This is a genomic window from Mycobacterium persicum, assembly GCF_002086915.1.
GTDB lineage: Bacteria > Actinomycetota > Actinomycetes > Mycobacteriales > Mycobacteriaceae > Mycobacterium > Mycobacterium persicum.
This window is the reverse complement of record NZ_MWQA01000001.1, coordinates 684,733-703,522: the sequence shown is the minus strand read 5'-3', so window position 1 is coordinate 703,522 and position 18,790 is coordinate 684,733. Positions and strand designations below refer to the sequence as shown.

14 protein-coding genes and 1 pseudogene are annotated in these 18,790 nt (G+C 66.8%); 9 read left to right on the top strand and 6 right to left on the bottom strand.

Annotated features, from left to right (window positions below; genetic code table 11):
- Positions 1-20: 20 nt before the first annotated feature.
- The 7 genes from B4U45_RS03110 (at position 21) to B4U45_RS03080 (ending at position 11,219) form a co-directional block, all read left to right on the top strand.
- Positions 21-1,577: an alpha/beta hydrolase gene (locus B4U45_RS03110; RefSeq protein WP_075545246.1), complete on the top strand. Its 1,557-nt coding sequence runs from the start codon at positions 21-23 to the stop codon at positions 1,575-1,577.
- 317 nt (positions 1,578-1,894) lie between these two features.
- A complete protein-coding gene (ctaD, locus tag B4U45_RS03105; RefSeq protein WP_075545245.1) occupies positions 1,895-3,622 on the top strand; it encodes an aa3-type cytochrome oxidase subunit I in 1,728 nt (575 codons plus the stop codon).
- Positions 3,623-3,710: 88 nt separating this feature from the next.
- The gene (locus tag B4U45_RS03100; RefSeq protein ID WP_089025090.1) at positions 3,711-5,270 is read left to right on the top strand and encodes an alpha/beta hydrolase; all 1,560 of its coding nucleotides are present in this window, start codon (positions 3,711-3,713) and stop codon (positions 5,268-5,270) included.
- A gap of 71 nt (positions 5,271-5,341) precedes the next feature.
- Entirely contained in the window at positions 5,342-6,682 is a 1,341-nt protein-coding gene (locus tag B4U45_RS03095) for a glutamine synthetase family protein (protein WP_063470228.1), read from the top strand.
- 54 nt (positions 6,683-6,736) lie between these two features.
- The gene (locus B4U45_RS03090) at positions 6,737-9,718 is read left to right on the top strand and encodes a bifunctional [glutamine synthetase] adenylyltransferase/[glutamine synthetase]-adenylyl-L-tyrosine phosphorylase (RefSeq protein WP_075545244.1); all 2,982 of its coding nucleotides are present in this window, start codon (positions 6,737-6,739) and stop codon (positions 9,716-9,718) included.
- Between the two features lie 17 nt (positions 9,719-9,735).
- Positions 9,736-10,362 carry a PaaI family thioesterase gene (locus tag B4U45_RS03085; protein ID WP_075545296.1) on the top strand — a complete coding sequence of 209 codons (627 nt, stop codon included), beginning with the start codon at positions 9,736-9,738 and terminating at the stop codon, positions 10,360-10,362.
- Positions 10,359-11,219: a TIGR03619 family F420-dependent LLM class oxidoreductase gene (locus tag B4U45_RS03080; protein ID WP_075545243.1), complete on the top strand. Its 861-nt coding sequence runs from the start codon at positions 10,359-10,361 to the stop codon at positions 11,217-11,219. Before B4U45_RS03085 ends, B4U45_RS03080 begins: the two co-directional genes overlap by 4 nt.
- A 163-nt stretch (positions 11,220-11,382) precedes the next feature.
- On the opposite strand, the gene glnA is transcribed toward B4U45_RS03080, so the two are convergent.
- On the bottom strand, positions 11,383-12,819 hold the full coding sequence (glnA, locus tag B4U45_RS03075) for a type I glutamate--ammonia ligase (RefSeq protein ID WP_023364968.1): 1,437 nt from the start codon (positions 12,817-12,819) through the stop codon (positions 11,383-11,385).
- A 240-nt stretch (positions 12,820-13,059) separates the two neighbouring features.
- On the opposite strand from glnA, the gene B4U45_RS03070 reads away from it, so the two are divergent.
- Positions 13,060-13,479 carry an RDD family protein gene (locus B4U45_RS03070; RefSeq protein ID WP_075545242.1) on the top strand — a complete coding sequence of 140 codons (420 nt, stop codon included), beginning with the start codon at positions 13,060-13,062 and terminating at the stop codon, positions 13,477-13,479.
- Between the two features lie 20 nt (positions 13,480-13,499).
- Here the strand turns inward: B4U45_RS03070 and B4U45_RS03065 are convergent, their stop codons facing one another.
- From B4U45_RS03065 to lipB, 3 genes and pseudogenes are all read right to left on the bottom strand, one after another.
- Positions 13,500-14,252 (bottom strand): DUF4191 domain-containing protein, encoded by a 753-nt coding sequence (locus B4U45_RS03065; protein ID WP_075545241.1) that lies wholly within the window; start codon positions 14,250-14,252, stop codon positions 13,500-13,502.
- Between the two features lie 26 nt (positions 14,253-14,278).
- Positions 14,279-15,214 carry a lipoyl synthase gene (gene lipA, locus B4U45_RS03060; protein WP_075545240.1) on the bottom strand — a complete coding sequence of 312 codons (936 nt, stop codon included), beginning with the start codon at positions 15,212-15,214 and terminating at the stop codon, positions 14,279-14,281.
- A 10-nt stretch (positions 15,215-15,224) separates the two neighbouring features.
- A pseudogene (gene lipB, locus B4U45_RS03055) lies at positions 15,225-15,918 on the bottom strand (lipoyl(octanoyl) transferase LipB).
- A gap of 116 nt (positions 15,919-16,034) precedes the next feature.
- On the opposite strand from lipB, the gene B4U45_RS03050 reads away from it, so the two are divergent.
- Entirely contained in the window at positions 16,035-16,412 is a 378-nt protein-coding gene (locus B4U45_RS03050) for a DUF1622 domain-containing protein (RefSeq protein ID WP_075545238.1), read from the top strand.
- Between the two features lie 22 nt (positions 16,413-16,434).
- On the opposite strand, the gene B4U45_RS03045 is transcribed toward B4U45_RS03050, so the two are convergent.
- Together B4U45_RS03045 and B4U45_RS03040 are read right to left on the bottom strand one after the other, a co-directional pair.
- Positions 16,435-18,111, bottom strand: a complete 1,677-nt coding sequence (locus B4U45_RS03045; RefSeq protein ID WP_083154213.1) for an acetolactate synthase large subunit — start codon at positions 18,109-18,111, stop codon at positions 16,435-16,437.
- On the bottom strand, positions 18,111-18,761 hold the full coding sequence (locus B4U45_RS03040) for an RraA family protein (RefSeq protein ID WP_244174338.1): 651 nt from the start codon (positions 18,759-18,761) through the stop codon (positions 18,111-18,113). Before B4U45_RS03040 ends, B4U45_RS03045 begins: the two co-directional genes overlap by 1 nt.
- Between the last annotated feature and the right edge of the window lie 29 nt (positions 18,762-18,790).

Below are 18,790 nucleotides of genomic sequence, written 5' to 3'. Positions count from 1 at the left end.
CTCTGGCACCATAGGTTGCCATGTGCCTGTCTCGCCGCGAAAAGTTCGCGCGCATGTTGCTGATCTGGACCGCGCTCGCCACCGTGGCGTTGGTTCTCGCGGGCTGCATCCGCGTGGTCGGCGGGCGCGCTCGGATGGCCGAGCCGAAGCTGGGACAGCCCGTGCAGTGGACGCCGTGCCGCAGCTCCAATCCGGCGGTGAAGATTCCCGGCGGCGCGCTGTGCGGCAAGCTCGCCGTGCCGGTCGACTACGGCCATCCCGACGGTGACATCGCGGCCCTGGCCCTCATTCGATTCCCGGCTACGGGGGACAAGATCGGTTCGCTGGTCATCAACCCCGGTGGTCCGGGCGAATCAGGTATCGAGGCAGCGCTGGGCGTTTTCCAGTCGTTGCCGAAGCGGGTCCATGAACGGTTCGACCTCGTCGGCTTCGACCCGCGTGGCGTGGCGTCCTCGCGTCCGGCACTGTGGTGCAACTCCGACGCCGACAACGACCGGCTACGGGCGGAACCGCAGGTCGACTACAGCCCCGCGGGGGTGGCCCGCATTGAAGAGGAAACCAGGCAATTCGTCAGCCGCTGCGTCGCCAAGATGGGCAAGGAGTTCCTGGCGAACGTCGGGACGGTCAATGTCGCCAAGGACCTCGATGCCATCCGCGCGGCACTGGGCGACGACAAACTGACCTACCTCGGCTACTCGTACGGCACCCGGATCGGCTCCGCCTACGCCGAGGCCTACCCCCAGCGGGTGCGCTCGATGATCCTTGACGGCGCGGTCGACCCCAACGCCGATCCCATCGAGGCGGATCTGCGTCAGGCCAAGGGATTTCAGGACGCCTTCAACGACTACGCCGCCGACTGCGCCAAGGACGGTAGCTGCCCGTTGGGCAACGACCCGGCCAAGGCCGTCGACGTCTATCACAGCCTGGTCGACCCGCTGGTCGACCCCAACAACCTGCAGGTGAGCAGGCCGGCGCGCACCAACGACCCGCGGGGACTCAGCTACAGCGACGCGATCGTGGGCACCATCATGGCGCTCTACTCGCCGAATCTGTGGAGTCACCTGACCGACGGCCTTTCGGAGCTGGCCGACCACCGCGGCGACACCCTGCTCGCGCTGGCCGACATGTACATGCGCCGCGACTCGCACGGCCATTACACCAACGCCACGGACGCGCGGGTGGCCATCAATTGCGTTGACCAGCCGCCGATTACCGACCGCGCCAAGATCATCGACGAGGACCGCCGCTCCCGCGAGCTCGCGCCGTTCATGAGCTACGGCAAGTTCACCGGCGACGCGCCACTGGGCACCTGCGCATTCTGGCCGGTGCCGCCGACCAGCAAGCCGCACGCGGTCTCGGCGCCGGGCCTGGTGCCAACGGTCGTGGTGTCGACCACCCATGACCCGGCCACGCCCTATAAAGCCGGAGTTGAACTGGCAAACCAGCTGCACGGCTCGCTGCTGACGTTCAACGGAACCCAGCACACCGTGGTCTTCCAGGGTGACAGCTGCGTCGACGACTACGTCACGGCTTACCTGATCGGCGGGACAACCCCGCCGAGCGGCGCGAAATGCTGACGCCGGCGGGCGAACTCGGCGACTAAGAGTAGGTGGGCACCCCCGTAGCTTCGTCGAGCCTGGGGGATTGCGCCGGCGTCGATCTCGACGCGTGTGTCGGGCGGACGCCGGCCTCTTAACAGGACAACCGACCCCTTAACAGGACAACCGACCCCCGGCGAATTGGCGAGTCTCACCACAAAGTTCCCGCGGAAACTAGGGACGTTTGGCCCTAGGGCGCGGCGGTGGCGCGCCGGAATACTTGGGCGGCTTGTCCGAATGCCGTTACGACGCTGCTCCGATGCCGCTCGGATCATGAGACCCCCTGGAGTCAACCCATGACCACTGAAGCGCCGCCCGCCCAAGACCTTCAGCCCCGCCGGCCGTTTCCGGCCCGGGTCGGGCCGAAGGGCAACTTGCTCTACAAGATCATCACCACCACCGACCACAAGATGATCGGCATCATGTACATGGTCGCCTGCTACATCTTCTTTTTCATCGGCGGGCTGATGGCGTTGCTGATCCGCGGCGAACTCGCCGCACCCGGGCTGCAATTCCTGTCCAACGAGCAGTACAACCAGTTGTTCACCATGCACGGCACCGCGATGTTGCTGTTCTACGCCACCCCCGTCGTCTTCGGCTTCGCCAACCTGGTGCTGCCCCTGCAGATCGGCGCCCCCGACGTGGCCTTCCCGCGACTCAACGCGCTGTCGTTCTGGCTGTTCATCTTCGGCGCGCTGATCGCGCTGAGCGGCTTCATCGTCCCGGGCGGCCCGGCCGACTTCGGCTGGACGGCCTACACCCCGCTGTCCAACGCGATCCACAGTCCCGGCCCCGGTGGCGACCTGTGGATCCTGGGCCTGGGTGTGGGTGGTCTGGGCACCATCCTGGGCGGGGTTAACATGCTCACCACCGTGGTGTGCATGCGCGCACCGGGCATGACGATGTTCCGGATGCCGATCTTCACCTGGAACATCATGGTCACCAGCGTGCTGGTGCTGATGATCTTCCCGCTGTTGACCGCCGCGCTGTTCGGCTTGGCCGCCGACCGCCACCTCGGTGCCCACATCTACGACGCGGCCAACGGCGGGGTGATCCTGTTCCAGCACCTGTTTTGGTTCTTCGGGCATCCCGAGGTGTACGTGATCGCGCTGCCGTTCTTCGGCATCATCTCCGAGGTGATCCCGGTGTTTGCCCGCAAGCCGATTTTCGGCTACACCACGCTGGTCTATGCGACCCTGTCCATCGCGGCGCTGTCGGTGGCGGTGTGGGCCCATCACATGTTCGTCACCGGCGCGGTGCTGCTGCCGTTCTTCTCCTTCATGACGTTCCTGATCGCGGTCCCCACCGGCCTCAAATTCTTCAACTGGATCGGCACCATGTGGCGGGGCCAGTTGACCTTCGAGACGCCGATGCTCTTCTCGTTCGGGTTCCTGGTCACCTTCCTGGCCGGCGGCTTGACCGGCGTGATGCTGGCCAGCCCGCCGCTGGACTTCCACGTCAGCGACAGCTACTTCGTGGTGGCGCACTTCCATTACACCCTGTTCGGCACCATCGTCTTCGCCACCTACGCCGGCGTCTACTTCTGGTTCCCGAAGATGACCGGACGGCTGCTCGACGAGCGGCTGGGCAAGCTGCATTTCTGGCTGACGTTCATCGGCTTTCACACCACGTTCCTGGTCCAGCACTGGCTGGGCAATGCCGGGATGCCCCGCCGCTACGCGGACTACCTGCCCACCGACGGCTACCAAACGCTGAACGTGGTCTCCACGGTGGGGGCATTCATCCTCGGCATCTCGGTGCTGCCGTTCGCGTGGAACGTATTCAGGAGTTGGCGCTTCGGCGAACCGGTGTTGGTCGACGACCCCTGGGGCCACGGCAACTCGCTGGAATGGGCCACCAGCTGCCCGCCGCCGCGGCACAACTTTACCGAACTGCCCCGAATCCGTTCGGAGCGGCCGGCTTTCGAGCTGCACTACCCGCACATGGTGAAACGCATGCGCGCCGAAGCCCACGTCGGCCGACACGAAGAAGTGGCGGAAGCGGCGACCGTCGGCGCCGGCTGAGGGCCGCCGCACACCCACCGCGCACCACGCCGATACGAGATCAAGGCGTGACCAGTTCGCGCTGCGACAGGTATCCGTGGGTGAGACGATGCTGGCCATGTCGCGTCTGAGACCGTTCAGCTCGGCGCTGCTGTCATTCGGACTCGTGCTCGGCGGTCAACTACCGTCGGCCGGCGCGACCCCCGAGGCCGACACCGGTCAGACCCAAGGCCCGGTAACGCCCGCGGCCGCGGCGCAGCAGCAGAACTGGGGCTCGTGTTCCGCCTTCCTCCCCGACTCCGGCGACATTCCGACGGCCCGCTGTACGACGGTGTCGGTCCCGGTCGACTACGACCATCCCGGCGCCGCGCAGGCCACGCTGGCGGTGATCCGGGTTCCCGCGACCGGGCAGCGGATCGGGTCGTTGCTGCTCAACCCCGGCGGGCCCGGGGCGTCCGCGGTCGACATGGTCGCCGGGATGGCGCCCGAACTGAAGGACACCGACATCGCCCGTCACTTCGACCTGGTGGGCTTCGACCCCCGAGGGGTCGGCCACTCGACACCGGCCCTGCGGTGCCGTACCGACGCCGAGTTCGACACCTACCGGCGCGACCCGATGGTCGATTACAGCCAGGCCGGTGTGGCCCACATCGAGCAGGTGTACCGAGAGCTGGCGCAGCACTGTGCCGACCGGATGGGCCCCGGGTTCCTGGCCAACGTCGGGACCGCGTCGGCGGCGCGCGACATGGACCTGATCCGCCAGGCCCTGGGTGACGACCAGATCAACTACCTCGGGTACAGCTACGGCACCGAGCTGGGCACCGCCTACCTCGAGCGGTTCGGCGCCCACGTCCGGGCGATGGTGCTCGACGGCGCGATCGACCCGACCATCGGCCCGATCGAGGAAAACGTCAAGCAGCTGGCCGGATTTCAAACCGCTTTCAACGACTACGCCGCGGACTGTGCGCGCTCGACGGCCTGCCCGCTGGGCACCGACCCGACCCAGTGGGTCAATCGCTACCACGCGCTGGTCGACCCGCTGGCCGCCAGCCCGGGCAAGACAACGGATCCGCGCGGCCTGAGCTATGCCGACGCCACCACCGGCACCATCAACGCGCTCTACACCCCGCAGCACTGGAAGTACCTGACCAGTGGCCTGCTGGGGCTGCTGCGCGGCACCGATGCCGGCGACCTGCTGGTGCTTGCCGACGACTACTACGGCCGCGACCGCGACGGCCACTACGACAACGACCAGGACGCGTTCAACGCGATTCGCTGTGTCGACGCGCCGGCGCCGACGGACGCCGCGTCGTGGGTGTCGGCCGATCAGCAGTTCCGCCAGGCCGCGCCGTTCCTCAGCTACGGGCAGTTCACCGGCTTCGCGCCGCGCGATCTGTGTGCGCTGTGGCCGGTACCGGCGACCTCAACACCACACGCCGCCGCACCCGCTGCGCCGGGCAAGGTCGTGGTGGTCTCCACCACCCACGACCCGGCCACCCCCTATCAGGCCGGGGTAGACCTGGCCCGGCAGCTGGGCGCCGCGCTGATCACCTACGACGGCACCCAGCACACGGCGGTGTTCGACGGCAACGACTGTGTGGACACCGCGGTGGTGCGCTACTTCGTCGAACTGACATTGCCGCCGGCCAATCTTCGCTGCGGGTCCTGAGCCGGCTTGGCAACGTGTCTGGCCGGGCATTGGTAACACGGTATTAACAGAGCTTGCATAGGGTTCCAGTTATGGATCGGCAAAAGGAATTCGTCCTGCGCACGCTCGAAGAACGCGACATCCGCTTTGTTCGGCTCTGGTTCACCGACGTGCTCGGCTTCCTCAAGTCGGTCGCCATCGCCCCTGCCGAACTCGAAGGCGCCTTCGAGGAGGGCATCGGCTTCGACGGGTCCTCGATCGAGGGCTTCGCCCGGGTGTCGGAATCCGACACCGTGGCCAACCCGGATCCGTCGACCTTCCAGGTGCTGCCGTGGACGACGGGCTCCGGCCACCACCACTCGGCGCGGATCTTCTGCGATATCACCATGCCGGACGGCTCACCGTCGTGGGCTGATCCCCGGCATGTGCTGCGCCGGCAGCTGACCAAGGCCAACGAACTCGGCTTTTCCTGCTACGTGCATCCCGAAATCGAGTTCTTCCTGCTCAAGCCCGGTCCCGAAGACGGGACGGAGCCCGTTCCGATCGACAACGCCGGTTACTTCGACCAGGCGGTGCACGAATCGGCCTCCAAGTTCCGCCGGCATGCGATCGAGGCGCTGGAGTTCATGGGCATCTCGGTGGAGTTCAGTCACCACGAGGGCGCGCCCGGCCAGCAGGAGATCGATCTGCGCTTCGCCGACGCGTTGTCGATGGCCGACAACGTAATGACCTTCCGCTACGTCATCAAAGAAGTCGCGCTGGAAGAAGGTGTGCGGGCCACGTTCATGCCCAAACCGTTCGGGCAGCATCCGGGTTCGGCGATGCATACCCACATGAGTCTGTTCGAGGGCGACGTCAACGCCTTCCATAGCCCCGACGATCCGCTGCAACTGTCGGACGTCGGCAAGTCGTTCATCGCCGGAATCCTCGAGCACGCCTCGGAGATCAGCGCGGTGACCAATCAATGGGTCAACTCCTACAAGCGGCTGGTGCAGGGCGGTGAGGCGCCCACCGCCGCGTCGTGGGGCGCGGCCAACCGCTCGGCACTGGTGCGGGTGCCGATGTACACCCCGCACAAAACCTCGTCGCGGCGCATCGAGGTGCGCAGCCCCGACTCGGCCTGTAACCCCTACCTGACGTTCGCGGTGCTGCTGGCCGCCGGACTGCGGGGCGTGGAGAAGGGCTACGTTCTGGGCCCGCAGGCCGAGGACAACGTCTGGGACCTCACCCCCGAGGAACGCCGCACCATGGGCTACCGGGAGTTGCCGTCCAGCCTGGACAGCGCGCTGCGTGCCATGGAGGCCTCCGAACTCGTCGCGGAGGCCTTGGGGGAGCACGTGTTTGACTTCTTCCTGCGCAACAAACGCCGCGAATGGGCGACCTACCGCAGCCACGTCACGCCCTACGAACTGCGCACCTACCTGTCGCTGTAGCCCAACGCGGCCGCTCGTGCCGCTACCGCGCCGGCTTGCGCTACCGTCGAGGTCGTGACGAAGCCCGCGACGCAGCGACCCAAGCTGCCCAGCGTCGGCCGTCTCGGATTGGTCGACCCCCATGCCTGCGCCCATCTGACACAGCTGGGTTGGACCGACGACGACGACCAGGCCCACGTCGACCTGCTGTGGTCGCTGTCGCGGGCACCGGATGCCGACGCCGCACTGCGAACGCTGGTGCGGCTGGCCGAAAAACCCGACACCGGCTGGGAAGAGCTGAACGCGGCTCTCCTCACCGAACGCAGCCTGCGCGGACGGCTCTTCGCGGTGCTGGGTTCCTCGCTGACGCTGGGGGACCATCTGGTCGCGCACCCACAGTCCTGGAAGCTGCTCAGTGGCAAGATCGCGCTGCCGGCTCGCGACCGGATGCGGCAATCGTTCCTCGCGTGTGTCGAGGAATCGTCGGATGCGCCGGCCTCGGTGGTGCACCGGCTGCGCGCCCTGTACCGGGATCACCTGCTGATCCTGGCCGCGCTGGACCTGGCCGCCACCGTCGAAGACGAGCCGGTGTTGCCGTTCACCGTGGTGGCTGCCCACTTGGCCGATATCGCCGACGCGGCGCTGGCCGCAGCGCTACGGGTGGCCGAGAAAACGGTGTGCGGTGCGGGCACTCCGCCGCGGCTGGCGGTCATCGCGATGGGCAAATGCGGTGCGCGCGAACTGAACTACGTCAGCGACGTCGACGTCATCTTCGTCGGTGAGCGGGCCGACCCGGTCACCATCCGCGTCGCCGGCGAGATGATGCGGGTCGCGTCGTCGGCGTTCTTTCAGGTGGACGCCGGGCTGCGGCCGGAGGGCCGCAGCGGGGAGCTGGTCCGCACGGTCGAATCGCACATCGCCTACTACCAGCGCTGGGCCAAGACCTGGGAATTTCAGGCGCTGCTGAAAGCCCGAGCGGCGGTCGGCGACCCCGAACTCGGCAAGCGCTACCTGGAAGCGCTGATGCCGATGGTGTGGACAGCCTGCGAGCGTGCGGATTTCGTGGTCGAGGTGCAGGCCATGCGCCGTCGAGTGGAGCAGTTGGTGCCGGCCGATATCCGCGGCCGCGAGCTCAAGCTCGGCAGTGGCGGCCTGCGCGACGTGGAGTTCGCCGCGCAACTGCTGCAGCTCGTGCACGGCCGCAGCGACGAGTCACTGCACGTTGCCTCCACCGTCGACGCGCTGTCGGCGTTGGGCGAAGGTGGCTACATCGGGCGCGAGGACGCGGCAAACATGATCGCCTCCTACGAGTTCCTGCGGCTACTCGAGCATCGACTGCAGCTGCAGCGGCTCAAGCGCACTCACCTGCTGCCCCCGGCCGACGACGACGAGGCGGTGCGTTGGCTGGCGCGGGCGGCACACATCCGGCCCGACGGACGACACGACGCCGCAGGGGTGTTGCGCGAGGAGCTCAAGCACCAGAACGTGCGGGTGTCCCGGTTGCACACCAAGCTCTTCTATCAGCCGCTGCTGGAATCGATCGGCCCGGCCGGGCTGGAGATCGCCGGCCGCGGCATGACGTCCGAAGCCGCCGAGCGGCAGCTGGCGGCACTGGGCTACGAGGGCCCGCAGACCGCGCTGAAGCACATGGCGGCGCTGGTAAACCTGAGCGGTCGCCGCGGCCGGGTGCAGTCGGTGCTGTTGCCCCGGCTGCTGGACTGGTTGTCGTATGCCCCGGACCCTGACCGCGGTCTCTTGGCGTACCGGCGACTCAGCGAGGCGCTGGCCACGCAGAGTTGGTATCTGGCGACCCTGCGTGACAAGCCCACGGTGGGCAAGCGGCTGATGCATGTGCTGGGCACCTCTGCCTACGTGCCGGATCTGTTGATGCGCGCGCCCGAGGTGATTCAGAACTACACCGACAGCCCGACCGGACCCAAGCTGCTCGAGACCGAACCCGCGGCAGTGGCCCGGGCACTGATCGCCTCGGCCGGGCGCTATGCCGACCCGGCGCGCGCCATCGCCGCCGCACGCACCCTTCGCCGCCGGGAGCTGGCCCGCATCGGTTCGGCGGATCTGCTGGGCATGCTCGAAGTCACCGACGTGTGCCGGGCGCTTACCTCGGTGTGGGTGGCGGTGCTGCAGTCCGCGCTGGACGCGACCATCAGGGCCAACCTGCCCGAGGACGGCCACGCCCCGGCGGCCATCGCCGTCATCGGCATGGGCAGGCTGGGCGGTGCCGAGCTGGGCTACGGGTCGGATGCCGACGTGATGTTCGTGTGCGAGCCGGCCAGCGGTTTCAGTGACGCTCACGCCGTCAAGTGGTCGACATCGGTCGCCGAGCAGGTGCGAACGCAGTTGGGCACACCCAGCGTCGACCCGCCGCTGGAGGTCGATGCCAACCTGCGGCCCGAGGGCCGCAACGGCCCGCTGGTGCGCACTCTGGCCTCCTATGAGGCGTACTACGCGCAGTGGGCGCAGCCGTGGGAGATCCAGGCGCTGCTACGCGCACATTCGGTGGCCGGCGACGCGGAGTTGGGTCGGCGGTTCCTGCTGATGGCGGACCGGACGCGGTATCCGCTCGACGGTGTGTCCGCCGAGGCGGTGCGCGAGATCCGCCGAATCAAGGTGCGCATCGAGTCCGAGCGGTTGCCCCGCGGCGCCGACCCCAACACCCACACCAAGCTGGGCCGCGGCGGACTGACCGACATCGAGTGGACGGTGCAGCTGCTGCAGCTGCGCCATGCTCATGAGGTTCCGGCCCTGCACAACACCTCCACGCTGGAATCCCTGGACGCGATCGCCGAGGCCGGGCTGGTCCCCGAAGACGAGGTGCAGCTGCTGCGGCAGGCATGGCTGACCGCTACCCGGGCCCGCAACGCGTTGGTACTGGTCCGGGGCAAGCCCACCGATCAGCTACCCGGACCGGGACGTCAGCTCAATGCGGTCGCGGTGGCCGCCGGCTGGCGCAACGACGACGGTGGCGAATTCCTGGACAACTATCTGCGGGTGACACGGCGCGCAAAAGCGGTCGTGCGCAAGGTGTTCGGAAGTTAGGGGGAGGACGGTTGGAGTTGGACGCCGCGTTCAAGGTATTGAGCGACGCGGAGCACGATCGTGTCACCGCGACCTATGCGCCGTTGGCCGCTGCCGTTCGTGACCTCATCGACGCCACCATCCGCACCCAGGCCGACGACGACGTCATCGCGCGGGCGCGCACCGCGATCGAAGCGGTCACGCGGTCGTTGCGCAGTCAACGGATCCGCCCGTCAGGTATCAGTTACCGGCTCGACGGGCGGCCCGTCCCAGTGGGCAACGCCGCCGTGGGCCAGTGCAATCCGATCGCACCGCCGCTGGTTGTTCACCACGACGCCGAGGGACGGTGCTGCAGCGAGTTCGCGCTGGGCGCGGCCTACGAGGGGCCGCCTGGTTTGGCGCACGGCGGGGTGTGTGCCCTAGTGCTGGACCACATGCTGGGCGAGGCGGCCAGTCAAGGGCTGACCCAGCCGTTGTTCACCGGCACCATCACGGTGAAGTACCTGCGCGGCACGCCGCTGGGACGGCTGCGTTCCGAAGCCTGGATAGACCGTACCGAAGGAGTGAAAGCCTTTGCGCGCGGCTTCATTTCCGACGATGCCGGCGTCACCGTGGAAGCCGAGGGGATCTTCGTCAAACCGGCGTGGGCACGAGAGGCCGAATGAAGTTCTACATCAGCACCGCCTTCCTGAAATCCGCGGAGATCATCGAGATCGCCAAAGCCGCCGACGATCTGGGCTACGACGGCATCGGTATCCCGGACCATGTCGTCAACCTGGAAACCCTGACCACCCCGTATCCCTACACCAAGGACGGGCAACGACGCTGGCCGCCGTTCACCGACTGGCCCGATCCGTGGGTCCTCGTCGGCGCGCTCGCGCAGGTCACGCGACGGCTGAAGTTCGTCACCACGGTCTACATTCCGGCCATGCGAAACCCCTACTCGGCGGCCAAAGCCATTGGCACCGCGGCCTTTTTGGCTTCCGGCCGGGTGGAGCTGGGCGTCGGGGCCGGCTGGTGCGAAGAGGAGTTCACCCTGATGGGGGAGCAGTTCGCGGCCCGCGGACAACGCACCGACGAGATGCTCGCGCTGATGCGGGAACTGTGGAAGCCGGGCTGGACGGAATTCGACGGCCGGTTCTATCGAACTCCGCGGCTGGAGATGCAGCCGACGCCCCCGCCGATACCGGTCTATGTCGGTGGGCTCAGCGACATCGCGTTGCGCCGCGCCGCCCGTTACGACGGCTGGATCGGGGACTTGATCAAGACCGACCGCGCGATCGAGGCAGCTGGCCGGCTACACGAGTTGCGCGTCGAAAATGGCCTGCCAGTAAAAGATTTCACCATTCTCACACCACTCACCGACGCGTTCACCGCCGCCGACTATCGGCGGGCCGAGGAGGCGGGAATCACCGGGATCCTCACCATGCCGTGGATGTTCTACACCGGGCCGGCTGCCGGCCTGGCCGAAAAGGTGGACGCCATGCGGCGATTCCGCAAGGACCTGGCGCTGGACGGCTGAGACCGGCTAAGACTGCGCTGCCATCCCACCTCGCCGCGACATTTGACCAGTTGCCGAAATCGCCCGCAGTGACTCATGTTTCGGCGTGCCAAACACAGACAGCCCGCTTGGCGATCGATGAGGTTATCGCCAAGCGGGCTGCTGTACCCGGGGTTACACGTCTCTACACGTCGTAATAAAGGGCGAACTCGTACGGGTGCGGCCGGACGTTGACCGGCTCGATCTCGTTCTCGCGCTTGAAGCTGATCCACGTCTCGATCAGGTCGGGCGTGAAAACGCCGCCCTCGGTGAGGTATTCGTGGTCGGCCTCCAGCCGGTCGATCACCGCGGACAGCTGGGTGGGCGCCTGCGGGATGTTCGCGGCCTCCTCCGGCGGCAGTTCGTAGAGGTCCTTGTCCACCGGAGCCTGCGGCTCGATCTTGTTCTTGATGCCGTCGAGACCGGCCATCAGCATGGCCGAGAACGCCAGGTACGGGTTGCCTGACGAGTCGGGGCACCGGAACTCCAGCCGCTTGGCCTTCGGGTTGCTGCCGGTGATCGGGATCCGCACGCACGCCGACCGGTTGCGCTGGCTGTACACCAGGTTGATCGGCGCCTCATAACCGGGCACCAGCCGCTTGTAGGAGTTGACCGTCGGGTTGGTGAAGGCCAGCAGGGACGGCGCATGATGCAGCAGACCGCCGATGTAATGACGGGCCGTGTCCGACAGACCGGCGTACCCGGTCTCGTCGTACATCAGCGGGCTGCCGTCTTTCCACAGCGACTGGTGGGTGTGCATGCCGGAGCCGTTGTCACCGAACAGCGGCTTGGGCATAAACGTGACGGTCTTACCCGCCTGCCACGCGGTGTTCTTGACGATGTACTTGTACAGCTGCAGGTCGTCGGCCGCGTGCAGCAGCGTGTTGAACTTGTAGTTGATCTCGGCCTGCCCGCCGGTGCCCACCTCGTGGTGGCCCTTCTCCAGGCTGAAGCCGGCGTTGATCAGATTGCGCAGCATCGTGTCGCGCAGGTCGACGTAGTGATCGACGGGCGCCACCGGGAAGTAGCCGCCCTTGGGGCGGACCTTGTAGCCGCGGTTGGGGCTGCCGTCGGCCTCGTTGGGTGCGCCGGTGTTCCACCACCCGGCGATTGCGTCCACTTCGTAGAAGGAGCCGTTGGTGCGCGAATCGAAGCTCACCGAGTCGAAGATGTAGAACTCGGCCTCGGCGCCGAAATAGGCGGTGTCGGCGATGCCGGTGCTGATCAAGTAGTTCTCGGCCTTGCGGGCGACGTTGCGGGGGTCGCGCGAGTACGGCTCGAGGGTGAATGGGTCGTGCACGAAGAAGTTGAGGTTCAGCGTCTTGGCCGCCCGGAACGCGTCGATGCGCGCCGTTACCGGGTCGGGAAGCAGCAGCATGTCTGATTCATGAATCGACTGGAACCCGCGGATCGACGAGCCGTCAAAAGCCAAGCCGTCTTCGAACACGCTCTCGTCGAAGAACGAAACCGGAATCGTGAAGTGCTGCATGGTGCCGGGCAGGTCACAAAACCGGACGTCGACAAACTCGACGCCCTCGTCCTTGACAATTTTGAAGACGTCGTCGGGCGTCTTATCCGTCACAGAGTGCTCCTTTACTAGGTGATTCGCGGCCGACGGTATGGAGGAGTTATTGCCCGCCAGTCAACCCCGTGTTGCGCAGACGTTACGTGACCATACGCCGACCAACGCTCCCCGGTGCATGTCCGGGTCCTATTGTGGGGCCATGGCCCGCACGATGGTAACCGGTGAGCCGATCAAGCCATCCGGCCCATCCTGCGGTCGGCTTCGCGTAAAACGGAGTCGGCCGATCGGACCGGGCCGATGACGGCGGAATCCACCGGATATCCCGGTAAGACGCTCGGTTTTCCGCGGACCGGTCCGGGTTCGCTGGCGCCGATGGGGCGCCGGCTCGGCGCGCTGTGCATCGACTGGCTGGCGGCTTACGGACTGGCGCTGCTTGGCCTGGGCGTCGGCGCCTGGTCCCAGCCGATGCTGTCGTCGATGGTGCTGGTCATCTGGCTGCTGCTGGGTGTCATTGCGGTGCGCCTGTTCGGATTTACCCCTGGCCAGTTGCTACTGGGTCTGGTGGTCGTGACGGTAGATGGCCGGCTGCCGGTGGGGGTCGGCCGGTTGGTGGTGCGGGGCCTGCTGATCGCGTTGGTGATCCCGCCGCTGTTCACCGACTCGGATGGGCGAGGGTTACACGACCGGCTGACCGGCACGGCCGTGGTACGGCGCTGACGGCTCGGCGCTATGCGCGGCTATTTGCGGCGCACGGTGCGCTGGACGCCGCGCATCTTGCCGGCGTTGGGTAACGGGCCCTTCGGCAGGGCGCCGGCACCGGCGCGGGAACCCAGGGCGGCCAGACGCGATTCCAGGGTGTCCATCTGCTTGACGGTGATGTTGGCCGGAAGTTTGGTGAGGTGGCGTTCCAACTTGGCCAACGACACCTCGCCGTCGCCGTTGCCGATGACGATGTCGTAGATCGGCACATCCCCGACCAGGCGTGCGGTGCGCTTCTTCTCCTGGGCCAGCAGTGGTTTGACGCGGCCCGCCGATCCCTCGCCGACCAGGATGACACCCGGCCGGCCGATCACCCGATGCACCGCGTCGAAGTGCCCGGTGGTGGCCACGCCCGGGGTGACCCGCCACTTGCCCCGCAGGTTGTCCAGCACCCAGGCCGCGGCGCCGGTTTGACCTTCGGCTTGCCGGTAGATGCTGCGCTGAGCGCGGCGGCCGAAAATGATGAACGCCACCAGCGCGCCCAGCACCACGCCGAAGACGATCAGCGTGATCATGGTCAAGCCGCCGGCCCACACCCCGACGCCCACCGACACACCGACGATCAGCACCAACGCGCCGATCATGTACGGCAGCAGGCGCTTGTCCTCTTTGCGCTGCATGTTGAACGCCTGCCACAGCTGAGCGCGGCGCTGCCGGGCGGCGGCCTTGCGCGCAGCACTTGCCGCGGCTTTGGCGGCCTTGTTCTCAGCGGCGTTTCGGGGTTTTGCCATAGTCCTCAAGAATACGTACGCGGCGGCTAACCGGAGTCCGAGGCTGCCGGGCTGCGGGCCTGCCGGTAGAGCCGGCCCGCCCGGTAGGACGAACGCACCAGCGGCCCGGCCAATACCCCGGCGAAGCCCAGCCCCTCGGCGTACCGCGCGTACTCGACGAATTCCTCGGGCCTGACCCACCGCTCGACCGGGTGGTGGCGCGGCGACGGCCGCAGATATTGGGTGATGGTGACGATGTCGCAGCCGGCGCCGTGCAGATCGGCCAGGGCGGTCCGCACCTCGTCGGGGGTTTCACCCAGGCCGAGGATGAGGTTGCTCTTGGTGACCAGGCCGGCGTCGCGGGCTGCGGTGAGCACATCCAGGCTGCGCCGGTAGCTGAACGCGGGACGGATCCGTTTGAAGATGCGGGGCACGGTTTCGACGTTGTGCGCCAACACCTCTGGACGGGACGCGAACACCTCCGCGAGGCGGGCGGGCTCGCCGTTGAAGTCGGGGATCAACAGCTCGACGCCGGTCTGCGGATTGAGCTCCTTGATAGCCCGCACCGTTTGCGCATACAGCCAGGCGCCGCCGTCGGGCAGATCGTCGCGGGCCACCCCGGTGACGGTCGCATACCGCAATCCCATGGTGTGCACACTCTCGGCGACCCGTCGTGGCTCGTCACGATCCAGGGTGGCGGGCTTACCGGTGTCGATCTGGCAGAAGTCGCAGCGACGGGTGCACTGGTCGCCGCCGATCAGGAAGGTCGCTTCGCGGTCCTCCCAGCATTCGAAGATGTTCGGGCAGCCCGCCTCCTCGCAGACGGTGTGCAGGCCCTCACGCCGCACCAGGCTTTTCAGCTCGGTGTATTCCGGGCCCATCCGGGCCCGGACACGGATCCACGGCGGTTTGCGCTCGATCGGGGTTTTCGCGTTGCGCACCTCCAGGCGCAATAGGCGCCGGCCCTCGGGTGCGACAGTCACATCGCTGATGCTACGCGTGCGACGGGATGTTCACCGACGGGCAGGACACCGTCCAGAGCGTCGCAGACGGCCTCGGCGACGGCCGATCTCACATCGTCGACGGTTACCGGGCGTCCGAGCTCGGCGGTCAGCGACGTCACGCCCGCGTCGGTGATGCCGCACGGCACGATGGCGGTGAAGGCGCCCAAATCGCAGTCACAGTTGAGCGCGAAGCCGTGCAGGGTGGTCGCACGCGAAACCCGCACCCCGATGGCGGCGATCTTTCGCGCCGGGCGCCCGGCGTCGGCCGCCAGCCATACCCCCGACCGGCCGTCGACCCGGCCGGCCTCAAGACCCAGGTCGGTGCATACCTTGATCAGCGATTCTTCAAGGCGCCGAACGTAATTCACCACGTCGAGCGGTTCGGCCAGCCCGATGATCGGATAACCGACCAACTGTCCGGGGCCGTGCCAGGTGATCTTGCCGCCGCGGTCGGTGTCAAGTACGGGGGTGCCGGCGGAGTCGTTGATGGGACGTTCGTGCGGTTCGGTGCGCCGGCCCGCCGTGTAGACGGGCGGGTGTTCCAGTAGCAGCAGCGTGTCCGGTCCGCCGGCGACCCGGGTGTCGGCGAGCTCTCGCTGCACCTGCCAGGCATCCCGGTAGTCGATGGTCCCCAGCTGACGGATGTCGATCGGGGTCCGGCTCGACCGAATAGAACCAGCCACGATGACGAGGCTACTCGTGACACCCCCGCGGGTTCGAAGGCCGCGCTGAGGCGACGCGCGCCGAACCGCCGGTCGGATGCCGGGAAATGGCGCTCTGCCGAGATAGTGTGCCTGCAATGAGCTTCATCGAAACCGTTGTCCGCGTGGGCATGGCGATCGACGGCCTGGGTGTCGCGGTGATCATCATCGGCGCCGTGGGCGCTATCGTGCTGTTCCTGTGCCGAGCACCGCGCAACGCCGCCCAGGCATACCGAGAGTTTCGGGTACAGCTCGGGCGCTCCATCCTGGTCGGCTTGGAGCTTCTGGTGGCCGGTGACATCATCAAGACGATTGCCCTCAAACCCAACGCGCAAAGTGTCGCCGCCCTGGCCGGCATCGTGGCCATTCGGACCTTCCTGAGCTTCTCGCTCACTGTGGAGATGACCGGACGGTGGCCCTGGCAGCAGAACCATACGACCGCGGCCTCGCCGGGCCAGCCGGTCAAGGACGCCTAGCAAACGAGGCTCGGTACCGCGGTTACTGCCCGCCGCCGGACAGCGCCTGTTGGCAGTCGACCGAGCGCATCTCCATCATCAGCGCCAGGTTCTGTTGTGGGTCGACGGGCGCATCGATGATGTGCACTCCGCCGGCCGCTGCGGCCTGATCGAGGATGGCGCGGAACTTGGCGGGATCGTCAAGCCGATGGCCGGTGGCCCCGTAGCTGTGGGCGTACGCGACGAAATCCGGGTTGGCGAAATCCACGCCGAACCTCTGGTAACCGTCGACCATCTGCTTGAGCGCGATCATGGCCAGGCTGCTGTCGTTGAACACCACGACAATCAGATCGAGCCCGAGGCGGACGGCCGTTTCCAGGTCTTGGCTGTTCATCGCGAAACCGCCGTCGCCGGTGAGCACCACCACCTTGCGCTCGGGATGAACAAGTTTGGCGGCAATCGCGGCCGGCAGGCTGATCCCCATCGATCCCAGCGCATGATCGATCAACATGGTGTTGGGCTGGCGGGCGTTGAAGTTTCGGGTGGCCCACATCATGTGGATGCCGTTGTCGAGCGAGAGGATGTCCCCGTCGGCCATGAACTCGCGCAGGGTGGCGATCAGATATCCCTGTTTGGCGGGGAACGAAGTGTCGGCGGCCAAGCGTTTGATGCTGTCCTGCATGGCTTTTCCGAGGTTGCGGAAGCCGTCGTGATCCCACGCCGGGTTTGGGGCGAGCTGCGCGGTCAGCCGCCGCAGCGCGTCGGCCATCTCGCCGACCACCTGCGCTTGCGGAAAGTACGAGTTGTCGCCTTGTGCGGCAAAGGGATTGAGATGGATGACGGTGCGCCCGTCGTCGGGTGCCATGATCATGGTCGGCTTCTCCATCACGTCATGACCGATGTTGAGCACGACGTCGGCGGACTGGATGGCGCAGTTCGGATAGTCGCCGGGCATGATCGAACAGCCCAGATAGTTCGGGTCGTCCTCGTTGGCCACACCCTTGCCCATCATCGTCGCCACGAACGGGATCTGCGTCGTGGCGATCAATTCCCGCACCGCCGCCGCGACGGCGGGCCGGTTGGCGCGGGTGCCCCCGCCCACCATGATCAGCGGCCGGCTCGCGTTCTGGATCAGCTTGGCCGCGGCCGCGATGCTGTCCTGAGTGGCCACCGGAATGTCGCCGTGCCGGCACGGCACCAGCGGGCCCAGCTCGGTCTCCTGGGCTACATCGTCGGGCAGTTCCAGGTGCGCGGGCCCCTGACGCCCGCCCAACGCCGACATCATCGCCTGCCGCAGCAGCGAGCCGGCCATCTGCCCGGACGGGATCTTGGCCGCGAACTTTGTGATGGGGCGCATCACATCGACCACGTCGACAAGCTGGTATTGCCCCATGCGGTTGTCGCGCACCGCTTTTTGGCCGGTGATGACCAGCATCGGCATGGCCGCCAGATAAGCGTGGGCGACCGGGGTGGTCAGGTTCATCGCCCCGGCGCCGAGCGTCGACATGGCAACAGCGAGCTTGCCGGTCAGGCGGCCGTAGGCCGCGGCCGCGAAACCCGCGGCCTGTTCGTGGCGGAACAGGACGAACGTGATCCGCCCGTCCTCGCGCAGCGCCTCCATGAAATGCAGGTTCTCATCGCCGGGAATACCGAACACATACTCGACGCCTTCGGCCGCGAGTGCCTCGACGATCTGCTCGCTGGTATTCGAGGGCGGCATCAGAGCTCACCGCTGCCGTGGCTGAGCACCGCTTGCGGGTCTTCGGATTTCAGGCCCTCTTTCATCTGGTCCATCTGCTGCATCACCTGGCGCGCTTTGGTCAGGATCGCCTCGGCCTCGGCGCCGGGGATGACCACGGCCGTCGACCCCTTGGCGAAGATCACGTCGCCGGGCACCACCGTGACCCCGCCGACCGCCACCGGAACATCGGCCAGATAGGGCTTAATCTCATTGCCGCCGGCGCGCACCGTTTCGCCGTGGCAGTACGTCGCGAAGTTGTAGGTGCTCAGTTCCTCAAAGTCGCGCAGCATGCCGTCGGCGAGAATGCCTGCCATGCCCAAGTTTTCAACCCGGCTGAGCTTGGTGCCGCCGCCGAGCGAGGTCTGCCGGTATCCATTGGACGCCATCACCAGGACCGCACCCTTGGCCTGATGTTCGGCGATGGCGCGGTAGATGGCCGGCCCGAGGCTGTGCTTCTGCGGATCCATCAGGTCCTTGCGCACCGGCAGAAAAGAGATGGTCACCGCCGGGCCGACGAGGACGCGGTCCGGGTCGGGGCTGCGCAGTTCGATGAGGTGCGCACGGTGTTGATGGGTCATCATCATCGCGTCGACGACGTCGGCGACGCCGAGACCAGCTACCAGTTCCATGAGTTGCATGACTTCGTCCAATCCCTTCT

Excerpts from the sequence above, each read along its gene's own strand:
- B4U45_RS03110 (WP_075545246.1), top strand. The coding sequence starts at position 21 with ATGTGCCTGTCTCGCCGCGAAAAGTTCGCGCGCATGTTGCTGATCTGG.
- ctaD (WP_075545245.1), top strand. The coding sequence starts at position 1,895 with ATGACCACTGAAGCGCCGCCCGCCCAAGACCTTCAGCCCCGCCGGCCG.
- B4U45_RS03100 (WP_089025090.1), top strand. The coding sequence starts at position 3,711 with ATGCTGGCCATGTCGCGTCTGAGACCGTTCAGCTCGGCGCTGCTGTCA.
- B4U45_RS03095 (WP_063470228.1), top strand. The coding sequence starts at position 5,342 with ATGGATCGGCAAAAGGAATTCGTCCTGCGCACGCTCGAAGAACGCGAC.
- B4U45_RS03080 (WP_075545243.1), top strand. The coding sequence starts at position 10,359 with ATGAAGTTCTACATCAGCACCGCCTTCCTGAAATCCGCGGAGATCATC.
- B4U45_RS03070 (WP_075545242.1), top strand. The coding sequence starts at position 13,060 with ATGACGGCGGAATCCACCGGATATCCCGGTAAGACGCTCGGTTTTCCG.
- B4U45_RS03065 (WP_075545241.1), bottom strand. The coding sequence starts at position 14,252 with ATGGCAAAACCCCGAAACGCCGCTGAGAACAAGGCCGCCAAAGCCGCG.
- B4U45_RS03050 (WP_075545238.1), top strand. The coding sequence starts at position 16,035 with ATGAGCTTCATCGAAACCGTTGTCCGCGTGGGCATGGCGATCGACGGC.
- B4U45_RS03045 (WP_083154213.1), bottom strand. The coding sequence starts at position 18,111 with ATGCCGCCCTCGAATACCAGCGAGCAGATCGTCGAGGCACTCGCGGCC.
- B4U45_RS03040 (WP_244174338.1), bottom strand. The coding sequence starts at position 18,761 with ATGGAACTGGTAGCTGGTCTCGGCGTCGCCGACGTCGTCGACGCGATG.